The sequence below is a fragment of the Bradyrhizobium sp. S3.3.6 genome, assembly GCF_040546905.1.
GTDB lineage: Bacteria > Pseudomonadota > Alphaproteobacteria > Rhizobiales > Xanthobacteraceae > Bradyrhizobium > Bradyrhizobium cytisi.
On the sequence record NZ_JBEPOT010000001.1, the window covers coordinates 377,533 to 397,881 of the forward strand.

A 20,349-nucleotide genomic window follows, 5' to 3' on the forward strand; every position below is an offset into this window, starting at 1 on the left:
GTTCCGTTCACCATCACTGCGTCGCGGACGGGGCCGGCTGTTTTGCAGGCACGCTCGGTTTCGGCGGCGTGGATTGCTTCTGCGAGACGACGGCCTTGCCCGGCGGAGCCTCAGGCGCCGGCGGCGCCACGGGGGCGGATTGGCCGACCGACAAGGAAACACCGAACACGCGCCATTGCCCTTCGACCGGCGCAAACAACAGCTCGAAGTTCACCTGCGACGGCACCGACGGAAAAAATCCTGCCATGTGCAGGAGACCGTTCGGCTCGATCTGCGGCAGCAGCGACAATTGCGGATCGATGACAGCGACGCCGGAGAGATCGAGCTTGTCGCCGCGCTGCTTGGCAAATATCTCCGCAAGCTTTGCGGCGGTGTTCGTCTGGAATCCGGGCGCGCTGAGATCGCGCAGCACGGTGTAGTTCCCGGTCTTGTTGGCGTGGCCGTCGCCGGGCCGCAGCGGGCGCGCCTGACGTCGGCGGCGGCGCCCGGTCCGGCGGTGGCGCGGCCGGCCTCAATGTTGATCTCGTCCGGGCGGCGGGTTAACGCGCTATAAGATCAGGTTGGATCGTCATGGCGTTTTCAGCTCCTTGTTGGAGCATGAAGTTTTCAGGAAGCCGCTTCACACTTTTTCGGATCACGCTCCGGGCCCCCATCACCAAGCGTATCGCACCACGCCCTTGCCGGCGTAGCTGTTGGTCACCTTCGAAAATTCGCCCTCGAAGGTCGCAGCCACCGACCAGCCGTTGCGCCATTTCAGTTCGGCTGAGGCAGTGGTCAGTGCGCTGTCGGAAGCCTGTGCCGCACCGTTGACGACGAAGCTCGCGCCGGGCAACGCCTGGAAGGTGGCGGCCACCGAACGGCTGGGATCGTAATCATGCGCCCAGCCAAAGCGGCTGCGCAGGGTCAGAATGCCATCGGCGAGCGCGTAGGATTTGTCGGTGCGGATGCCGAGTTCGCTCCTGACATCGGTGACGCTCCTGGCGCCATAGCCCAGTGCGAACGCGCCGCTGCCGGCCCGCACGCTTTCGGCATAGGCCGGCAGGTCGAAGGTAGTGAACTGGCCCGCGGCATACGGTGTGATCCCGATCCCGCCGGCCAACGGCGTCACGAAGCGATAGCCGCTTTCGACCCGACCTGAGTAGGCGTTGGCATCGAACTCGGCGCGCAGATGGCCGAAACCGCCAGCGGTGACGATACGATCGGTGGTGATGTCCTGCCAGCCATAGGCCAAAGCGGCCGTGATATAGGCCGCGCCTTCGGTGTGGCGGACATAGGCACCGGCCTGGAATAAATCCGAGCGGCCGCTGCCCGATCCGTTGACGCTGAAATTGGTGCCGCCACCGGCCAGCGCAAAACCCGCGACGGTGTTGGGTGAGAACAGATAGTCGGCGCCTACAGCAGTGCCGTAAACGCTGCTGGTGGTGTTGTTGGAGCCGAGTGCCAAATTGCCATCGGTGGTTTGCGATCCACCATAGCCCGCGGTCCACACGCTCCAGCGCTGTTCGAAGGAGGGCGCGAGCGGTGCCTTGGTGAACATCGCAAACGCATCGGTGTTCTTTTTGCGCGCGGCATAGGCGCTGGCGGCTTCCTCAGCATAGCCGGTGGCGCCCGCCGAGCCGGTGCCGCCGCCGCGGTTCATGAAGGGATCGGTCATCAGGCCCATGAACTGGTTCATCGCATTGAAGGTGGTCTGCTGCGATCCGGTCGCCACCTCACCGGAGGCTTGGGTCAGGCCCGTCGGTGTCAGCGCGCCAAACGCCATGGGAATGCTGCCGGCGGTGGTGAACGAATTGGTCAACGCGTTGGCGATGTTTTGTTGATTGCGGTTGAGTCCACTGCCGGACGGCGGCACGAAATTCAGCACCAGGTCGAGATAGGCATGCGTCGGGTCGTAGCGCAGCGAACCCTGGAAGCCGGACGGCAGATTGCTGTTGACCTGCGAACCGAAGGTGCCGCTGACGCTGCCGGCGCTCAAAATGGTGTAGGTCTTTGATATATTTACAAACGGCCCCGCCGCGAACGCGACGTTGACCGAGGCGCCGCCGAGTGTCGCCGCGCCAGTGACGTTGGCGAACGACGCCGTCGCCGAATTGAGCGCGACCAGATAGATCGCGCCGGACTGGAACGCTAGATTACCCATGACCATCATCGACGAACCGGGCGTGCCGTTGCCCGGTGCGAAGCTGCCGCCGCTTGCGATCACCGTATTGCCGACGGTGCCGGTGCCGTCGAGTGCGCCGCCCGTGTTGACGGTAAGGCTCGTAGCGGATGCCAGATTGCCCTCGACAGACAAGGTGCCTGCGTTGACGTTCACGGGACCGGCGAAGGTGCTGGTGCCGGTCAGCGTCCAGGTGGAATCACCAACCTTGGCGAAGGAGGCAAAGCCCTGATATTGCGGCGCGCCGAGTTGCGAAATGTCAAAACTCGCGGCGGTGCCGCCACCGAGTTGGAAGGTGCCGTTGCCGGTCTGGTCGACGACGTTGCCGGTGAAACTGAATCCTGCTCGGAGTTCGAGGATGTTGGCGCCGCCGGTGAAGGTGACCGCGCTGGCGCGGGTCACGCCATCGCCGGAGAGGCCGCCGGAGATCGAACCGCTGTTGATGACGGTAATGTCGGTGCCGTAAACGCCAGCACCGCCGAGGCCAACGGCGCCAAGACTGCTGCCCATACCGCCGAGGCCACCAGCTCCGCCCGTGATATTGCCGGTGTTGGCGAGCACGCCGCCGCCTGCGAACATCACGCCGCTGCCGCCGCCGCCGCCAGCGCCGCCGATGTCGCTCTGGCCGGCGCTTCCGTTGCTGCGGCCGCCACCGCCACCCGTGCTCTGGCCGCCGTTGCCGCCTGCGCCGCCGATAATGCTCCCGATGTTGGAGAGTGTGCCGGCCCCCGCGAACATCACAGCGGTCCCACCGTTGCCGCCGGTGCCGCCATTGCTGCCGTTGCCGCCATTGCCGCCATTATCGCTGAAGCCGCCGCCTGCGCCGCCACCGCCGCCAGCGCTCTGGCCGCCGCTGCCGCCGGCACCCGCGGTAATGGTTCCTGTGTTGGAGAGTGTGCCGGCCCCGGCGAACATGACGGCGATGCCACCGTTGCCGGCGTTGCCGCCGGCGCTGCCGTCGCCACCGTTGCCGCCGTTGCCGGCACCCACGCCGCCGGTGCCGCCAATGCTGTCGCCGCCGGTGCCGCCAACGCCACCGAGAATGGTCCCGGTGTTAGACAGCGCGCCAGTCGCCGCGAACATGACGGCAATGCCGCCATCGCCGCCGTTGCTGCCGCCGCGGACGATACCGCCGTGTCCCCCCGCGCCGTCGATGCCACCACCGCCGCCGATGTCGAAGCCACCGATGCCGCCGAAGCCGCCGTGGCCGCCCACGGCCAGGCCGGCGCCGCCTCCGGCGCCAGCGGTAATTGTGCCGGTGTTGAAGAGCGTGCCGGCCGCCGCGAACATCACAGCGATGCCGCCAGTCCCCCCGGCGCCGCCAGCGTCGCCGAAGCCGCCGAAGCCGCCGTCACCGCCATTGCCACCCTTGCCGGGTGGGCCGCCAGGACCGCCTTGGCCACCGACGCCACCGTCGCCACCGGTACCGCCGAAGGTGCTACCGCCGCTGCCACCATTGCCGCCGATGATGCTGCCTGCGTTGGTCAACGTGGCGGTAGCCATGAACGTGACACCAAGACCGCCCGCGGCGCCTGCGCCGCCAACGCCGGTGGGATCACCACTGAAGCCAGTGCCGCCATTGCCGCCGGGGTTACCGGCAGGGCCCAGATTGCCGTTCCTACCCGGGCCAGCCATCGCCTCGAAGCTGATGCCGCCACTACCGCCCGCACCGCCAGCGACGGTCCTGCCCGCGATGATAGTCACGTTGGCGTCGACCGTGTTTAGTCCAGCGCTGAAGCCGGCGCCGCCGCTACCGCCCGCACCGCCTACTCCTCGGGAGGAGCCACCGCCGCCGCCACCGCCGCCGATGGCATTCGCGTCGATGGTGATTGCAGGCGCGGCACTGCCGGCTCCGGGTGCGAGCGCGAGCCCGATGCCCCCGGAACCGCCTTGCGCCCCAATGCTTTGTCGATCATTTCCGCCATCGCCCCCATCACCGCCCGCGCCGCCGGTAACGGTTGACGAGAGCGTGCCGAGATTGCCGCCGCCAGTGACGACCGCGCCCCAGCCGCCAGCCCCGCCGCCGCCGGCACCGTCTGCGGAGTTGGAGATATCCCCGTTGCCTCCGCGGCCGCCGGCGCCACCGCTGACATTGCCGATTGGAACTCCTGCCTGGACAGAGCCGTGGGCGCCGCCACCGCCGCCGCCGCCGCCGCCGTTGATGCCGCCACCAAGGTAGGAGGCACCATTTGCGCCGGCCGCCCCTGGCGCAGCTCCTCCGGCTCCTCCCAATACAGGTGGACCACCCAGGAAAGTGCTGGCCGTCGACGTGCCGCCCTTGCCTCCGGTGGTTCCGGCGCCGCCGCCACCGCCACCTTGGGCGTTATCGCCTCCAGCGCCGCCGGTGCTCGTTGCGCTATCGATGCCGCCTGCGCCACCACTGAAGGGGGGACTAGCGCCTCCGCCACCACCATCTGCGCGTGCCGGCGCAACCGCGATCGCCATGATAAGAATAACGGCGGTGCCGCCTAATAGTCCGGCCCGAGACATCCGGCGCGGACGGGTGCGGTGGCGGAGGTCGTCATCCTCTAGGTTCCGAAACCCCGCGCCTGATCCACCGCTTTGAGATCCATATTGCCGGTTAGCGGTGCGACAACGCCGCGACGACGGTTCGCCGGATTTCGTCTCGATTCCATTATTCGCACGCACCGCAATTCCCACTGTTGCACGGAGACGCGAATCCCCGTTCGAATACTTCGCTCTGCGCTGCGAGGCTCGCCGCGGATGCGACGCCGGCCATGCGATAGGTGTTGCTCGCCGTCCCGATCGCAACCTGATTGGCGGCGGTGGCCGCTGCGCCGGCACCGACCGCGGTGGAGTTGGTAAAACCAGCCGAGGCTCCTGCACCGATCGCGGTCGCATTGAGCGCGGACGCGGTCGCGCCGTTGCCGAAGGCAGAACTGCCGGCGGCGGCACTTGCCTTCGCGCCGTCGCCGACGGCTGTGTTGCCGAACGCTGCGGCCGAATCTGCGCCGACTGCGATCGATCCGGTCGAGACGGCGCCCGTGCCGATCGCAATCGCATTGGCGCCCGTGCCAGCGGTTGCGCCATCGCCGATCGCGACAGCGCTCGCCCCGGTGGCGTGGGAGTTGTTGCCGGCCGCGAAGGAATTGCCGCCGCTTGCCGTCACCGCGTTGCCCAGGGCGAGGGCGTTTGTTGTGCTGGCGCTGGCTCCGCTCCCGATCGCGGTGGCAGATGCCCCCGTCGCAACGCTAGTCAGGCCGATCGCGATCGATTTGTCGCCGTTGGAATGCGCGCCTACGCCGGCGGCTCCGTCGCCGCCACCTCCGATCGCGACGCTATAATTCCCGGACGCGGAGGCACCCGTTTCAACGCCACCAATGAACTCGCCGCCGCCCATCGCGGTGCTGCCGACGCCCGCCGCGGCGCTGTAGCCGCCGGTCGACGTGCTGTAGTCAGCGGCTGCTAGGCTTTCGATACCGGTCGCCGTGCTGTAGACTCCAGACGCCGTGCTGCCGAACCCGCTTGCCGTCACGCCCGTTCCGTCCGCCTTGCTGGCCCCACCGACTGCCGTGCTGGCGGTACCCGCTGCCTGACTTTGGCCGATCGCCACGCTGCCGTTACCGGTCGCTTGGCCGCCACAAGCGACGGCGCCGGCGCCAGGCGCAGAACCGAGCGCAGTGCCTGTTACCGCCGCGCCGCAGACCCCTTGCGCGGCGGCGGGCGCCAGATCAAGCGTCAAGACGAACATGGCGAGCACCACGGCTGCAGCCAAGGCTTTGATCAAACAAAACATCGATCAAACAAAACATCGCGTTAGGGATCGCACGAAGCATTTGCGCTCTCAGGTCCAGAGGTCCGGGTCTATCCCGATCGTTGGCCGGCTACGGCCGCCGCGAACGTGGGTCAAGACGACGGGCCGGACATCAACCGTTCGGTTGAATTCGCCTGTGCATGCAACGCCGACGGCCCGGTTTTTTTCCGACTGTTGCTGGATTGCATCGCGATGTTTGGGCTAGCTCGCCCAGTTCTCCCGGAACTCGGGGAACAGCGTCAAGCCACCGCAGGCATAGATGGTCTGGCCGGTGATGTAGCTCGCATCGTCCGATGCGAGGAAGGCAAATACGGCGGCGATCTCTTCTGGGGCCCCGACGCGCCCGAGCGGGATGTGGCTCGCGACGTTGGCCCGCTTTTCAGCCTCGCCGGTCCAGGCTGCATTGATCGGCGTGTCGATCGCGCCGGGACCGACCGCATTGACGCGGATGCCGCGACCGGCAAATTCAAGCGCCAGCGTGCGGGTCAGATTGGCCATGCCGCCCTTGCTGATCGAATAAGCGAGATAGCCCGGCTTCGGGACGATCTGGTGGACGCTGGAGCAGTTGATGATGCTGCCGCCAGCGCCGCGCGCGACGAAATGCGCCAGCGCCTTCTGCGCGCAGAGCACGGCGCCATTGAGATTGACATCGATGATGCGGCGATAGGTTTCGATGTCGAGCGCCTCGCTTGGCGATTCGCGCTGGAAGCCGGCATTGTTGACGAGACAGTCGAGGCGCTTCCAGCGCGCCAGGATCGTCTCGAACATCGCAGCCACCTCCTTGTCGTTGCTGACGTCGGCCTTGACGATGACATGGTCGAGCTTGCCGTGACCGCGATCGCCCGATCCCGTCCTTGCGAGCGCAAGCGTCTCCTCCGCCTTCTCGGGGTGATCGACATAATTGATGGCAACGGTCGCCCCTTCCTGGGCGAGCCTGATAGCAACGGCGCGGCCGATGCCCTGGGAGGCACCGGTCACCAGGGCATATCGGCCAACGAGGCGTGAGGGAAAAATGGTTGAGAGATCGGTCGTCGAGAGATCGGTCTGTGGCATGAGCTTTCTTTCTCCGGGATGCCTCATCATGGACGGAACCGGTGTTTTGTTCCATCCACTAGCGCATCCCTGCGATTCATTCCGCGCGGCGTGCGATCGGAGAGGTCAGGATCTGGTAGAGAATGATCGCGCCGAAGGTGGCGGTGCCGATTCCGCCGATGGTGAACGCGCCGAATTTCAGCGTGAGGTCGCCGGCACCTGCGGTCAGCGCGACGGCGACGGTGATCAGGTTCGCAGGGTTTGCGAAATCGACCTTGTTCTCGACCCAGATCCGGCCCGCCATCGCCGCGATCAAACCGAACAGCACGATCGAAAGGCCGCCGATAACAGGACCGGGGATCGACAGGATCAGCGCACCGAATTTCGGCGAGAAGCCGAGCAGCAGCGACACGGTCGCGGCGAAGGCAAACAGCAGACTCGAATAGACCTTCGTCGCCGCCATGACGCCGATGTTCTCGGCATAGGTGGTTACGCCAGTGCCGCCGCCGCAAGCGGCGACGATCGTCGCGAGGCTGTCGGCAAACAAAGCGCGGCCGAGATAGCCATCGAGGCTGCGGCCGGTCATGGCGCCGACGGCCTTGATGTGACCGAGGTTCTCGGCGACGAGAATGACCGCAACCGGCGCGATCAGAAAGATCGCATCGGCATGGAAGGTCGGCGTCGTAAAGTTCGGCAGGCCGAACCACGGCGCGGCCGCGAGCTGCGTGAAGTCGATCGGCTTACCGAAGCCGAGGCCGTTCGCGAACAGCAGATACAACAGATATCCGCCGATTGCGCCGAGGATGATCGGCAGACGGCGCCACAGGCCGGGAGCCGCAACGGCGACCACGCCGATGATCAGAACGGTCGCGAGCCCGATCCAGGTCTCGAACGCGTTGGCGCTCACCGCCTTGACGGCCACGGGCGCGAGGTTGAGGCCGATCGCGGCGACCACGGCGCCGGTGACGGCCGGCGGCATCAGGCGCTCGACCCAACCGATGCCCGACCACATCACGATCAGCGCGATCACGCCGTACAACACACCAGCGCCGACGATGCCGCCGAGCGCAACCGACAGGTTCGGGTTCGGCCCGTGCCCGGCATAGCCGGTGGCGGCGATGACGACGGCGATGAACGCGAAGCTCGAGCCGAGATAGCTCGGTACGCGGCCCGCGACGATGATGAAGAAGATCAGCGTGCCGACGCCGGAGAACAGGACCGCAACATTGGGATCGAATCCCATCAGCAGCGGCGCGATGATCGTCGACCCCGACATTGCAACGCAATGCTGGAGACCGGAAACAAAGGTCTGTCCCCATGACAGCCGCTCCTCCGGCATGATTACGCCCGAGGTCTTCAGCTTCCAACGCGGAAAATAGCTATGCGCCTGCTCGTCCGAGCCCGTTGCGTTCGACATGTTCCCCCGTTTGCGGTGCAGCGATTGATGTTCGTGCGATCCGACAAAAATGTGATTGTTGCTTATGCGGCGGACATCACATGATGTAAATCATGCAAGATCAAGGCGTTCCGGACCGAATAATATGACACAAGTCGCGATCCAGCCAGCCGTTCATCGTCGGTATCAACCCTGGTACAAGATCCTTTACATCCAGGTCCTGATCGCGATCGCGCTCGGCGTGCTGATCGGCTATTTCTACCCGGACCTCGGCAAGGCGCTGAAGCCGCTCGGCGACGGCTTCATTGCGCTGATCAAGATGATGATCGCGCCGGTGATCTTCTGCACCGTGGTGCACGGCATCTCCTCGATGGGCGACCTCAAGCGCGTCGGCCGGGTCGGACTGAAATCGCTGATCTATTTCGAGACCGTCTCAACCGTCGCGCTCGCCATCGGCCTCCTGGTCGGCGAGATTCTCCAGCCCGGGCACGGCTTCAACATCGATCCCGCCACGATCGACCCGAAGTCGGTCGCGACCTACGTCACCAAAGCCAAGGAGGAGGGCATCGTCGCCCATCTGATGGCGATCATCCCCGACAGCTATGTCGGCGCAATCGCGCGCGGCGACCTGTTGCAGGTGCTGCTGGTCTCGATCCTCTCCGGCTTCGCCATCGCCTTCCTCGGCAAGACCGGCGAGCCGATCGCGGAGGCGATCGACAAGGCCGCAAAGATGTTCTTCGGCATCATCCGCATCATCGTGCGCGTGGCGCCGATCGGCGCATTCGGCGCGATGGCGTTCACCGTCGGGGCCTACGGCCTCGGCTCGCTGCTCAACCTCGCCGCCCTGATCGGCACGTTCTATCTCACCAGCATCCTGTTCGTGGTGATCGTGCTGGGCTCGATCGCGCGGCTCTCTGGCTTCTCGATCCTGCGCTTCATCGCCTACATCAAGGACGAATTGCTGATCGTACTCGGCACCTCGTCGTCGGAGACGGTGCTGCCGCAGATGATCCAGAAGATGGAACATCTCGGCGCCTCGCGCTCGGTGGTCGGCCTCGTGATTCCGACCGGCTACAGCTTCAACCTCGACGGCACCAACATCTACATGACGCTGGCGACGCTGTTCCTCGCGCAGGCGACCAACACCCATCTGACGATCTGGCAGGAGCTCGGCATCTTGGGCATCGCCATGATCACCTCAAAGGGCGCATCGGGCGTGACCGGCGCCGGCTTCATCACGCTCGCCGCGACGCTCTCGATCGTGCCCGACATTCCGATCCAGTCGATCGCGATCCTGGTCGGCATCGACAAGTTCATGAGTGAGTGCCGCGCGCTGACCAACCTCATCGGCAACGGCGTCGCCTGCGTCGTCATCAGCATCTCGGAAGGAGAGCTCGACCGCGACGCGCTGCACGAGGCGATGGCGCATCCGCTGGAGATGGGCGAAGCGCTGGAGCCTGGCGGCAGCGCTTAGACGCCGCGACGCACAGGCAGTCGCAGCCTGGTTCCGATGCGGTAGTTTCCCGGAGTGGTCAATTGGTGCAGCAAGCGTCACAACAACGGCATTGGGATCACCGATTGATACTCATTCATTCCACCCGACGCGCTGGGGGCAGAGCGTCGGGTTTTTGAGAATATATCCGAACGATCGGGCGGGATCAGATGATCCGCCATTGGCGCGCAACTGCCCTTTTCCCGCGAAGGATAATCAGCCGCGGGTCGGCATCATTGCTCTACCGCGCCGAACAATTGCCGCGAGGTGGCAAGATCGACCCGGCGCGTGACGCCGATGGCCTGCAGGAACGCCTCGTCATGGCTGGCGACGAGCAGCGCGCCGTCATAGGCCCTCAAGCCGGCTTCGACGGCTTCGATGGACTCGAGGTCCAGATGATTGGTCGGCTCGTCCAGGATCAGCAGTGACGGCGGCCTCGATCCGCCCAGCACGCAGGCGAGCCCCGCGCGAAACAGCTGGCCGCCGCTCAGGCTGCCGACGATCTGCAGGGCGGCATCGGCGCGAAACATGAAGCGCGCCAGCGCAGCATGGCACTCATTCGCGCCGGCCCTTGGATTGAGGCGCCCGAAATTGTCGAGGATCGAGATCGCGGGATCGAGCAGGCTGACCTTCTGGTCGAACAGCGCGAAGTCAGGCCTGACCCGCACGGTGCCCGAGACGGGGCGCATCTCGCCAGCAATGAGCTTCAACAGCGTCGTCTTGCCGGAGCCGTTCGGCCCGACAATCGCGACACGCTCCGGCCCAACAATGGTGAGCGATAGATTACGCAAGACCGGTCGCTCCGGCTGATAGCCAGCACTGACGCAATCGAGCCAGACCACCTCCCTCCCCGCCGGCAGCTGCGTCGAGGACAGCTTTACGGACAGCGGCTGAAGGACCTCGATGCGCCGGCGCGCGGTGTCGACTGCATCGAGCGCTTCCGCGCGCCGCCGTTCAGTGATCTGCGCAGTCTTGCCACCGCTGTCCTCGCTGCGATCCCGACGTGCACCAGCGAGAATACGCGGCATGTCGCCCTTGGCGCGCTTCCTCTTGCCACCGCTGTCCTTGCGCGCTTTCCGCTCGGCCGCCTCCTGCGCCTTGCCGTCGATCTCGGACAGGTGCTTCTCGGCATGCGCGAGGTCGTGCCGGACGGCGGCGAGCTCGACGGACTTCTGCGCGCGATAGCTGCTCCAATTGCCGCCATAGCGCGTTGCTCCGAGCGAGGTCAGCTCGACGATAGCGTCCATCGTCTCGAGCAGGGCCCGGTCATGGCTGACCACGATCGCGCCGCCGCGCCAGGCCGCCAGGAGATCGATCACGGCACGGCGCCCGTCCCGATCGAGATTGTTGGTGGGCTCGTCCAGCAGCAGGAAGTCCGGCCCGGTGAAAAGCAGCGCCGCGAGACGAACCCGCGTGACCTGCCCGCCCGACAAGCGGTCCAATTCCGTGTCGGGCGCGATATTGAACCCGACGCGAGCAAGGGCGGATGCGAGCCGCGTCTCGAGAGTCCAGTCGATTTCGGCGACATCCTCGGCCGATGCTTCGCCACGCTCGGCACGGCGCAGCAGGTCCAGCGCATCGCGCAGGCCGAAGAGGTCGACGACCACAGCACCCGCGCGGAGCTGGGCGTCCTGGCGCAGAAGCCCGACGGTTCCGTTTGCGATCACACGCCCCGACTGCGGAACGTGCTCGCCCGTAATCGCGGCGAACAGAGTTGTCTTGCCGACGCCATTGCGGCCGACGAGCCCGGCTCGCTCAGCGCCGAAGGTCAGATCGATGTTGGAGAGGAGCGAGCGGCCGTCAGGCGTGGCCAGCGACAGGCGCGACAGGATGATTGAAGCAGGCATGGAATTCCCCGTGAGCAAAGCGGATCGGCGTTGCGGTCGGGGTAAGATCCATGGCTGCGAATATCCTTGTTGGGTGCCCGCTGATAATCCCGCCGGGCGCCAAGATCAAGCCTTGTCCTCGGCGAGACCCGCTAGGCGGCCAGCCTGTCGAATTGGACCTTGCCCGCCTTCATCACCAGCGGAATGCGCTCGCCCTGACCGAGCAGGCACGTCACGTCGCGCAACGGGTTGCCGTCGACCACCAGCAGATCCGCGAGAGCTTCGGGCACGATCCGGCCGAGCTTGCCCTCCATGCCGAGCACCTCGGCGCCGACCAATGTCGCGCTGGCGATGACCTCGCGTGCGCCCTGAATTTCGCCGCGGATGCGGAATTCATCGCTCTGGAGGCGCTGCGACGGTCCAAGCAGATCGCTGCCATAGCCCATCTTCACCCCGGCCTTGCGATAGATCTCGAGCGAGCGCAGGCCGGCGTCGCGGACGTCGGCGATCTTGGCGACGCTCTCCGGCGGCAGACCGTACTGCGCGCCCTCATTGGCAAGGGCTTCATAGGTCACGAGCGTCGGCACCACATACGCGTCCTTCTCGGCCATCAGGCGCGCGGTCGGCTCGTCGACGAGATTGCCGTGCTCGATGGTGCGCACGCCGCAGCGGACCGCGCGCGCGATTGCCGCGGCGGTATAGGCATGGGCGAGCACATAAGTCTGCCGGCCTCGCGCCTCCTCGACGATGGCGCGGATCTCGTCCTCGGAGTAGCCGAAGGCGCCGACCGGATCGGTCGGAGAAGCAACGCCGCCGGACGCCATGATCTTGATCTGGTCGGCACCCATCTGGAGCTCTTCGCGCACCGCCTTGCGCACGCCGTCGACACCGTCGGCAACACGCGCCAGCGCGCCGACGCGCACGCAGCAGGGACAGACCGCGTCGCTGGCGAGGTAGTCCGAACGCGCCCGCATGTCGCCGTGGCCGCCTGTCTGGCTCAGCGCACGGCCGGACACGAACAGCCGCGGACCGTCGGTCAGGCCGGTCTCGATCGCCTGCTTCATCGCGTGGCCGGCGCCGCCGGCATCACGGACGGTCGTAAAGCCTCGCCGCAGCATGCCGCGCAACAGAAGCGTCGAGCGCAGCGTCACCAGCACGTTGGGAATGTGGACCTGCTGCGCCAGGTTGAGCTCGATCGCGATGGTGTGCACGTGAAGATCGATCAGGCCGGGCATCAGCGTCTTGCCCTTCAGATCGATGGTTCGATCGGCGGCGACCTTGATCGGCCGATCCGAGACCTCCCTGATCAGATCGTTCTCGACCAGTACGTCATGGCCGCTCAGCAACTCCGCCTGGAGCGGGTCAAGCAGAGCGGCATTCTTGAAGAGGATGCTGGGCATGGTGGTTTCCTGTCAGGGCGCCTGCGCAAGCAGTGCCGGCAATGTGAGCTGGGCAAACGGGAGACAGGCGGCGACGTCGTCCTCGTCATACCAGCCCGCCTCGTGCAGCAGATTGAGCGAGCCGAGCGTGCGTCCGCGCCAGCGCACGGGCATGTTGAGCACGCTGGCGCAGCCAAGCGAGGTGATCAGCTCGTGGTCGGAAAATACGTTGCGCAAATCGTCCTGCGTACGGCCGATATAGGCCTCGCCGCGGTCGAGCACGGCCTCGGTCCATGGACCCGGCGCCAGGCGCTTGCGTCCGCCCGCGGGATAGGGTCCGGGAAGATTGGAATAGACCCGCGCCGCTTCGCCGCTGGCGTCGTCGTATGCCAGGATCGTGAACAGCTTGTGCCCGATCGCCGACTTCACGGCCTGGTCGAGCGCTGCGAACAACGCATTCGGCTGGTCCACGCTGCTCTGCGCTGCCGCGACGGCGCAGAGCCAGGGATCAGCCTTTGGTTTGATCCGCGTCATGCAACCTCGCCCGCCGCGATCTCTTCCAGCGACCGGCCGCGCGTCGGTACGCCCATCAGCACGACGGTGACCGCCCCCAGCAGCAGCACGGTGGTGGTAACGCCGAATACGCCGGCAAAGCCGAAATTGGGATAGAGGTAGCCGACCAGGATCGGCGAGACGATCGCACCGATGCGGCCGATCGCGGAAGCAAGCCCGGCGCCGGTGGTTCCGTCGGGAACACCTCGGCCGTGTAGGCATAGACGCCGGCATAGGTGCCGTTCATGAAGAACGACAGCAAGATTCCCGCGGCCATGATCTGCTGGTCGCTCTGCGCGAAGGCGAGGCCGAGTGCGCTGGCGCCGCCGAGCACCATGTACGTCGCGATCGTTGCCTGCCGCCCGATGCGCTCGTTGAAATACGCGGCGCTGAAATAGCCGGGAATCTGCGCGCAATAGATCGCGATCGAATAGGCGAAGCTCTTGGTGATGCTCATGCCGTTCTGGACCAGAAGACCTGGGATCCAGACGAAGAAGGAATAATAGCTGAAGGTGATCGCGAGCCACATGATCCAGGTCATGATGGTGATGCGCGCCTGGCGGGCCGCCAGAAGCGCTGCGAAATTGGCCAGCAGCGTTCCACCCGTACCGGTCGGTGTTGTGGCTTCGACGACCGGCGGCGGCAGGACAAGGCCTTCGCGCGCAAAGCGTGCCTCGATCCTGTCGAGGACGATTTCGGCTTCCTTCTCCCGTCCCCGGCTTTCGAGCCAGCGCGGCGATTCCGGCAAGGCCTTCCGCCACCACAGCAGCATGACGACCGGCACCGCCGTGATCACCAGTACGATGCGCCAGCCGTTATCATAGGCGGGCACGATGAAGTAACCGAGCAAGGCCGCGGCGACGAACCCAAAGGAGAAGAAGCCGGCCAGCGCGCCGGTAAAGCTGCCGCGGTAACGCCGCGCCACGAATTCGGCGAGATAGGGTGCAATGATCGCACTCTCCGCGCCGGTGCCCATGCCGGCGACAACGCGGGCTGCGAAGAAGGACGGCCAGCTATCCACCATCGCGCTGGCGATGGACGCCGCACAGTAAAGCGCCAGCGCCGACATCATCACCGCGCGGCGACCGATCAAATCGCCGAGCGTGCCGGCGAGCAATGCTCCGAACAGAAAGCCGATATAGGTGCTGCTGCCGAGCACACCGATCTGGACGCTCGACAAATTCCAGGCCGTGCGCAGCACCGGCAGGATGAAGGCGAGCACCGCCGCATCCATCGCGTCGAACGTGTAGCCGAGCCCGCCCATCAGCAGGAGATGTGTGTGGAAGCGCGCGAACGGAAGGCGCTCGATGCGCGCCGATATCATCGACATGAAAGTCCCCCTCGATCTGACGGCCCCGGCGCGCCGCGTGTCGTTCGGGAGGGAACCATAGACAAGGTGACATTATCGTCATAATTTATAATCATGATCTAATATATCACCATGGTGAATATCCGCCCGTGTCGTTCCGCGCGCTCGACCTCAACCTCCTGAAAGTGTTCGAGGCCCTGATGACCGAGGGCAGCGTCACGCGCGCGGCCAACGCGCTGACGATGACGCAGCCGGCCGTCAGCAACGCGCTCGCGCGTCTGCGCGACGCGCTCGGCGATCCTCTGTTCGTGCGGTCAGGCACCGGGATCAGTCCTACCCAGCGCGCCGTGGCGCTGTGGGAGCCGATCGGCGAGGCGCTCGAAAGCATGCGCGGCGCGCTCGACGAGCGGGTGTTCGATCCCGGCCGCGCGCAGATCGAGTTCAGCCTGTCGATGTCGGATTACGTGGCCTCGCTGGTCATGCCGAAGCTCGTGAACCATCTTGGCGAGATCGCGCCGAAGGCACGCGTCCATACCGTTCCCAACACCGTCATCGAGATCGCCGACCAGCTCGAGGACAACCGGGTGGACTGCGTGTTGAGCGTCTATGTCAACGAGGCGCAGCAGCCGGCCGCCATTCGCTCACGCTCACTTTGGACCGTCGACTATGCCTGCTTCATGCGGCGCGATCATCCGCTCGCCGCCGGAAAACGGCTGAGCACGCGCGCCTTCCTCAACGCGGGGCACGTCGATGTGAGCCTCGCCGGAAAGACGCTGCCGTCCTACGACCTCTTTCTCGCCTCGCGCGGGCTGTCGCGCAATCTGGTCGCGACCGTCAATCATTACAGCGCTGCCTACGAGATCGTGCGGCAGTCCGATCTCGTTGCGGTGCTGCCGCGCGATCTCCGCTCGCAGTCGCGCCACGCGCCGTTCCTGCATGCGATGCCGCTTCCGCTCCAGGCGCCGCCGCGCATCGTCAGCCTGTTCTGGCACCAGCGTAACGATACCGTCCCCGCGCAACGCTGGCTGCGCGAGACTCTGGTCGGGATGTTTGCCCAATCTGACTGACCGGATCAGCCCTTGAGGGCGGTGACCACCACCTCGATCAGCGCGCCGCCGCCGAGATCGGCGACGCCGACGGTGGCGCGGGCCGGCAGATTGTCGCCGAAGAACTCGGTCCAGGCCGCATCCATCTCCTTTTTCCTGGAGAGATCCGTGACGAAGATCGAGGCGCTGACGATTCGGGTCTGGTCGGTGCCGGCCTCCTTCAGATAGCCGGCGATCTTGCCGAGGATGTTGCGGGTCTGGTCGCCCATCGAGACCGAGGTGTCGTCGGCAATGGTGCCGCCGACGAAGACGAAGCCGTTGGCTTCGACGGCGCGGTGCATGATGGGCGTGCGGATGCTGCGGGTGATGCTCATGATGTCCTCTTGTTCCTAGAGCGTGGAGGCATGGAAGCGGTCGATGCCGAGCTCGCCGATTCGGGTCTGGGTGCCACCATTGACGATCAGCTCCGCCATCACGGCGCCGGCGCCGGGGCCGAGCTGGAAACCGTGCAGCGAGAAGCCGAATTGGTGATAGAGGCCCTTATGGCGGCTGCTCGGCCCGAGCACGGGAATGTCGTCCTTCATCTTCGCCTCGATGCCGGCCCAGGCACGGACGATGGTGGCGCTGCGCATCACCGGGAACAGCTCGAACACGGTGCGCGCACTGGTCGCGAGGCTCTTCCAGTCCAGCACCGTCTCGTTGCGGTCCTGATAGGGCGTGGCCAGATGGCCGCCGCCGATCAGCACGGTGCCGTTGGAGAATTGCTTGAAGGAGAGCTTTCGCCCGCGCAGGATCACGACGGGGTCGATGAAATGCGGCACGCGCGAGGTGATCATCAGCATCGGCGCCACGGTCTCGACCGGCACCGGCTCGCCAAGCGCAGCCGCGATCTTGCCGGCCCAGGCGCCGGCGGCGTTGACGAGGACCGGCGCAGCAAAGGTTTCAGGGCCGACATCGACATGCCAGAGACCGTCGCTGTAGCGGATGTTGCTGGCGGCTACGCCCTCGCGCACGGTCGCGCCGAGCTGCTCGGCCTTGCGACGGAATGCCGTCGTCGTCTGCGCCGGATTGGCCGCGCCGTCACGGCGCGAAACCACGCCGCCGGGGCAGGTTTCGGCGACAGCCGGCACCAGCCGCCGCAGCTCGGTCGCGTCGATCAGCTCTTCGTGGGTAAAGCCGAGTGCGTTGAGCTCGGCGACGCGCGCGCGGCAGACGGCGAGCTCCTCCTCGTTCTCGGCTACCAGGACCTGGCCGTAGCTCTCAAAGCTGCAATCATCGTCGAGTAGGTCAGTAATCTTCTCCCAGATCCCCATCGAGCGGATCGAGAGCGGGATCTCGGGGATGTGCCGCGCGAGCTGACGCACGCCGCCTGCGTTGACGCCGGAGGCGTGGCGGCCGGCATAGTCCTTCTCAATCAGCAGCGGCTTCAAGCCGGCAAGGCACAGATGCAGCGTCGTCGAGCATCCATGGATGCCGCCGCCGACGACGATCGCATCCACGTTTTGGGTCATCCGCGCACCACCGCCTTGACGTCGTCCTCGCCCTTCGGAACGGCGGCGAGCTCGGCGAGCGTGATCGGCTTCACCGGCGCGCGCAGCCGGTAATAGCCGATCTCCTGCGGGCTCTTGCCACGCGCCTGCGCCATCAGCTCGGTGACGGTGAGGCCGCAGAGCCGGCCCTGGCACGGGCCCATGCCGGTGCGGCGATAGGCCTTGAGCTGGTTCGGCCCGGTCGCGCCGATCGCAACGGAATCGAGAACGTCCTTTGCGGTGACCTCTTCGCATCGGCAGACGATGGTGTCACCCGAGGGAATGCGGAACTGCAGCGACGGGCGGAACAGCGTGTCGAGGAAGACGCGGCCGCGCTCGGCCCTGGCGAGATCGGCGCGGAGCGTGGCCATCGCGGGAAGCTTCGCAGCAGCGGCGGGCGTCAGTGCTTCCACCGCCGCGCGCGCCGCGATGCGACCGCGCACCACGGCAGCATTCGCGCCGCCGATGCCGGCGCCGTCACCGGCGATCGCGATTCCAGCGACCGACGAATTGCCGCTGGCGTCGAGCACGGGCGACCAGCACAGCTGCAAATCGTCCCAGCGATGCTTAACGTCTGCGGACATCGCAAGGTTGACGTTGGGCACGACGCCCTGATGCAACAGCAGGAGATCCGCAGGGATGGTCTCGCGCTTGCCACCGGCGATATAGCTGACGCCCGCGAGCTGGCCGTCACCCGCGCCAGCAAGCTCAGTGACGCCGGAGACGACCTGCACTTTCGCTCTCACCTCGCGCATCATCGACAGGCCCTTGGCAAAATAGGGCGAGGTCAGGAAGGCGAAGGCGTGCGGGAGCGCGGCGAGGTAGTTGGCGCGCCCGGTCGTGTCGAGGATGCGGTCGATGCGGCCGCCGAGGCGCAATATCTGCGCGGCAAGCAGCCAGAGCAGCGGCCCCTGCCCCGCGATCACGGTGCGGCCATCAGGCACCAGCGCCGACGATTTCAGCATCGTCTGCGCGGCGCCTGCCGTCATCACGCCCGGCAATGTCCAGCCGGGAATCGGAAATGGCCGCTCCAGCGCGCCGGTCGCGAGGATGACACGCTTCGCCTTGACGAAGGCCGAGGCGCCCCCGATCGAGACCGCGATGTCGAGGTTGCGGTCGAGGCTCCAGACCGTGGCACGGTGGATGACCTCGGCGCTACTCGCGCGGAGCGACTGCACGAGATCGGCACCGACCCAATAGTCGGCACCAAGCTGGCTGCGCTCGGTCACCGGCGTCGAGGAGATGGCACGAAACACCTGGCCGCCGGGACCGATGTTCTCGTCGAGCAGCAACGTCGACAGGCCCGCTTCGGCGGATGTCGCGGCGGCCGCGAGGCCCGCTGGCCCGGCGCCGATCACCACGACGTCATAATCTTCGCGCTTGGGAGCCACAGTCATCTTCCGATCTCCCGCTTGCCCTTCTGGATTTCGATCTGCATGCCCTCGGCGACCGGCACGAGGCAGCCCTGGCGATTTCCGACGCCGTCGATGGTGACGAGGCAGTCGAAGCACACGCCCATCATGCAATAGGGCAGACGCGGCGCGCCGCTCACCGCCGTGGAACGTCGCGCGTCCTGGCCGGATGCCAGCAGCGCGGCGGAGACGGTGTCGCCCTGGCGTGCAGCGACGGCAACGCCGTCGACGAAGATCTGCACTTGTGGGCGCTTGTCCTGTTCGGATCGTCTAAACATGGGATGCCTCTTGGCTCCTTGATATCTCTAATAGCCGCTGGTGTTCGCAGCGCCCGCGCCGGCGAAGCGGCTCGCTGAGAACGCGCCGACCAGCTCCGGCTCAAGCGCGCCTTGCGCCACCATCCGCGCGATCTCGAAGGCGTGGTTGGAGGCGAGCGTCACGCCGGAATGACAGCAGGCGACGAAAGCGCCGCGATGCGTCTCCGACTGGTCGTAGATCGGAAAGCCGTCCTGCGGCATGACGCGAATGCCGGCCCAGCTCCTGACCACGTTGAGCCGCGCCAGATGCGGAAACATCCGCTGCGCGCGATCGGTCATCACCGCGCTGATCGAGTGCTTGAGCGCGCGGTCGTCGAGCTCGTCCTCCTTGCTGTCGCCGATCATCACCGTGCCCTCGTCGGTCTGGCGGATCGTGGTCAGCGGATGCGGCAGGAACGGCATGGTGCGTTCGGTCACCACGATCTGGCCGCGGGTCGGGCCCATCGGCGCATAGAGGCCGACCATCGGCGCCAGCGTCTGATTGGCATTGCCGGCTGCGAGCACGATCTTGGCGGCGCGAAGCTCGCCCTTCGGCGTGGTCAGGCGGAATTCGCCGCCATTCTTGCTGATCGCCGAGACCGGCTGCTCCGGGAAATAATCGATACCGAATTCCCTGAAGCCGGTGTGGAAGGCGCGAAAGGTGCGCAGCGAATTAACGTGGCCATCGAGCGGACAATAGCTGCCGCCCGAAACCTCCGGCCCTATCAGCGGCAGCGACTTCTTCACCTCGGAGGCGGACAGCATCTCCATGTTGTAGTCGGCAGCACCCGCCTGGTTGTGCATGCGCTTGACCAGCTCGGCGCGCTGGCCGAATTCGTCCTCGCCGAGGGTGAGATGAAAGCCGCCGTTCTGCTGAAGCGCGACGTCGAGACCGGTCTGTTGCTTCAATTCGGAGGCCAGCCGGCCCCAAGCTTGCGACGCCTGCACGGTCCACACCGTATAGGCGGGCATGCCGAGCCCCTTGCTCTGGACCCAGACCAGCGCAAAGTTCGCGCGTGAGGCGCGCTTGGTGATGTCGCCTTCGTCCAGCACGGCCACGCTCTTGCCAAGCCGGCCCAGGCCCCAGGCAATGGCGGAGCCGAGCAATCCGCCGCCGACGACGGCGACGTCGTATTCTCCTGACATG

Annotated in this window: 16 protein-coding genes; 2 read left to right on the plus strand and 14 right to left on the minus strand. The window is 66.0% G+C overall.

The annotated features are described in order from the left end of the window. Window positions 1-13: 13 nt before the first annotated feature. The 5 genes from ABID59_RS01800 to ABID59_RS01820 all read right to left on the minus strand — a co-directional run bounded on the left by ABID59_RS01800 (window position 14) and on the right by ABID59_RS01820 (window position 8,382). Window positions 14-412 carry a hypothetical protein gene (locus ABID59_RS01800; RefSeq protein WP_430640192.1) on the minus strand — a complete coding sequence of 133 codons (399 nt, stop codon included), beginning with the start codon at window positions 410-412 and terminating at the stop codon, window positions 14-16. A gap of 240 nt (window positions 413-652) precedes the next feature. Continuing rightward, a complete protein-coding gene (locus ABID59_RS01805) occupies window positions 653-4,603 on the minus strand; it encodes an autotransporter family protein (RefSeq protein ID WP_354032324.1) in 3,951 nt (1,316 codons plus the stop codon). A gap of 190 nt (window positions 4,604-4,793) precedes the next feature. Continuing rightward, window positions 4,794-5,906: a hypothetical protein gene (locus ABID59_RS01810; RefSeq protein ID WP_354032325.1), complete on the minus strand. Its 1,113-nt coding sequence runs from the start codon at window positions 5,904-5,906 to the stop codon at window positions 4,794-4,796. A gap of 228 nt (window positions 5,907-6,134) precedes the next feature. Then, window positions 6,135-6,986, minus strand: a complete 852-nt coding sequence (locus tag ABID59_RS01815) for an SDR family oxidoreductase (RefSeq protein ID WP_148754030.1) — start codon at window positions 6,984-6,986, stop codon at window positions 6,135-6,137. A gap of 76 nt (window positions 6,987-7,062) precedes the next feature. After that, window positions 7,063-8,382: a solute carrier family 23 protein gene (locus tag ABID59_RS01820; protein ID WP_354082254.1), complete on the minus strand. Its 1,320-nt coding sequence runs from the start codon at window positions 8,380-8,382 to the stop codon at window positions 7,063-7,065. A 124-nt stretch (window positions 8,383-8,506) separates the two neighbouring features. On the opposite strand from ABID59_RS01820, the gene ABID59_RS01825 reads away from it, so the two are divergent. Beyond that, on the plus strand, window positions 8,507-9,835 hold the full coding sequence (locus tag ABID59_RS01825; protein WP_354082255.1) for a dicarboxylate/amino acid:cation symporter: 1,329 nt from the start codon (window positions 8,507-8,509) through the stop codon (window positions 9,833-9,835). Between the two features lie 251 nt (window positions 9,836-10,086). Here the strand turns inward: ABID59_RS01825 and ABID59_RS01830 are convergent, their stop codons facing one another. From ABID59_RS01830 to ABID59_RS01845, 4 genes are all read right to left on the minus strand, one after another. Beyond that, the gene (locus ABID59_RS01830) at window positions 10,087-11,700 is read right to left on the minus strand and encodes an ABC-F family ATP-binding cassette domain-containing protein (protein WP_354082256.1); all 1,614 of its coding nucleotides are present in this window, start codon (window positions 11,698-11,700) and stop codon (window positions 10,087-10,089) included. 131 nt (window positions 11,701-11,831) lie between these two features. Next, window positions 11,832-13,079 (minus strand): metal-dependent hydrolase family protein, encoded by a 1,248-nt coding sequence (locus ABID59_RS01835; RefSeq protein WP_354082257.1) that lies wholly within the window; start codon window positions 13,077-13,079, stop codon window positions 11,832-11,834. A gap of 12 nt (window positions 13,080-13,091) precedes the next feature. Next, complete coding sequence (locus tag ABID59_RS01840) at window positions 13,092-13,592, minus strand: GAF domain-containing protein (RefSeq protein WP_354032329.1); 501 nt, start codon at window positions 13,590-13,592, stop codon at window positions 13,092-13,094. Between the two features lie 55 nt (window positions 13,593-13,647). Next, window positions 13,648-14,940 (minus strand): MFS transporter, encoded by a 1,293-nt coding sequence (locus ABID59_RS01845; protein WP_354082258.1) that lies wholly within the window; start codon window positions 14,938-14,940, stop codon window positions 13,648-13,650. Window positions 14,941-15,068: 128 nt separating this feature from the next. Between ABID59_RS01845 and ABID59_RS01850 the strand changes: the two genes are divergently transcribed. Then, window positions 15,069-15,986, plus strand: coding sequence for a LysR family transcriptional regulator (locus ABID59_RS01850; protein ID WP_148754036.1), 918 nt, complete (start codon window positions 15,069-15,071; stop codon window positions 15,984-15,986). Between the two features lie 5 nt (window positions 15,987-15,991). On the opposite strand, the gene ABID59_RS01855 is transcribed toward ABID59_RS01850, so the two are convergent. From ABID59_RS01855 to ABID59_RS01875, 5 genes are read right to left on the minus strand one after another with little or no spacing between them, the layout of a single operon-like run. Beyond that, complete coding sequence (locus ABID59_RS01855; protein ID WP_354032331.1) at window positions 15,992-16,339, minus strand: RidA family protein; 348 nt, start codon at window positions 16,337-16,339, stop codon at window positions 15,992-15,994. Between the two features lie 15 nt (window positions 16,340-16,354). After that, window positions 16,355-17,476 (minus strand): NAD(P)/FAD-dependent oxidoreductase, encoded by a 1,122-nt coding sequence (locus ABID59_RS01860; protein WP_354082259.1) that lies wholly within the window; start codon window positions 17,474-17,476, stop codon window positions 16,355-16,357. Then, a complete protein-coding gene (locus ABID59_RS01865; protein ID WP_354032333.1) occupies window positions 17,473-18,891 on the minus strand; it encodes an FAD-dependent oxidoreductase in 1,419 nt (472 codons plus the stop codon). Before ABID59_RS01865 ends, ABID59_RS01860 begins: the two co-directional genes overlap by 4 nt. Further along, a complete protein-coding gene (locus ABID59_RS01870; RefSeq protein ID WP_018641635.1) occupies window positions 18,888-19,184 on the minus strand; it encodes a (2Fe-2S)-binding protein in 297 nt (98 codons plus the stop codon). Before ABID59_RS01870 ends, ABID59_RS01865 begins: the two co-directional genes overlap by 4 nt. A 27-nt stretch (window positions 19,185-19,211) precedes the next feature. After that, window positions 19,212-20,348, minus strand: a complete 1,137-nt coding sequence (locus tag ABID59_RS01875) for an NAD(P)/FAD-dependent oxidoreductase (protein WP_354082260.1) — start codon at window positions 20,346-20,348, stop codon at window positions 19,212-19,214. Window position 20,349: the final 1 nt, after the last annotated feature.

What these genes read in the sequence shown, in the direction of transcription:
- ABID59_RS01805 (WP_354032324.1), bottom strand. Translation starts at nt 4,603, where the DNA reads ATGGCGATCGCGGTTGCGCCGGCACGCGCAGATGGTGGTGGCGGAGGC.
- ABID59_RS01815 (WP_148754030.1), bottom strand. Translation starts at nt 6,986, where the DNA reads ATGCCACAGACCGATCTCTCGACGACCGATCTCTCAACCATTTTTCCC.
- ABID59_RS01820 (WP_354082254.1), bottom strand. Translation starts at nt 8,382, where the DNA reads ATGTCGAACGCAACGGGCTCGGACGAGCAGGCGCATAGCTATTTTCCG.
- ABID59_RS01825 (WP_354082255.1), top strand. Translation starts at nt 8,507, where the DNA reads ATGACACAAGTCGCGATCCAGCCAGCCGTTCATCGTCGGTATCAACCC.
- ABID59_RS01830 (WP_354082256.1), bottom strand. Translation starts at nt 11,700, where the DNA reads ATGCCTGCTTCAATCATCCTGTCGCGCCTGTCGCTGGCCACGCCTGAC.
- ABID59_RS01835 (WP_354082257.1), bottom strand. Translation starts at nt 13,079, where the DNA reads ATGCCCAGCATCCTCTTCAAGAATGCCGCTCTGCTTGACCCGCTCCAG.
- ABID59_RS01840 (WP_354032329.1), bottom strand. Translation starts at nt 13,592, where the DNA reads ATGACGCGGATCAAACCAAAGGCTGATCCCTGGCTCTGCGCCGTCGCG.
- ABID59_RS01845 (WP_354082258.1), bottom strand. Translation starts at nt 14,940, where the DNA reads ATGTCGATGATATCGGCGCGCATCGAGCGCCTTCCGTTCGCGCGCTTC.
- ABID59_RS01855 (WP_354032331.1), bottom strand. Translation starts at nt 16,339, where the DNA reads ATGAGCATCACCCGCAGCATCCGCACGCCCATCATGCACCGCGCCGTC.
- ABID59_RS01860 (WP_354082259.1), bottom strand. Translation starts at nt 17,476, where the DNA reads ATGACCCAAAACGTGGATGCGATCGTCGTCGGCGGCGGCATCCATGGA.
- ABID59_RS01865 (WP_354032333.1), bottom strand. Translation starts at nt 18,891, where the DNA reads ATGACTGTGGCTCCCAAGCGCGAAGATTATGACGTCGTGGTGATCGGC.
- ABID59_RS01870 (WP_018641635.1), bottom strand. Translation starts at nt 19,184, where the DNA reads ATGTTTAGACGATCCGAACAGGACAAGCGCCCACAAGTGCAGATCTTC.
- ABID59_RS01875 (WP_354082260.1), bottom strand. Translation starts at nt 20,348, where the DNA reads ATGTCAGGAGAATACGACGTCGCCGTCGTCGGCGGCGGATTGCTCGGC.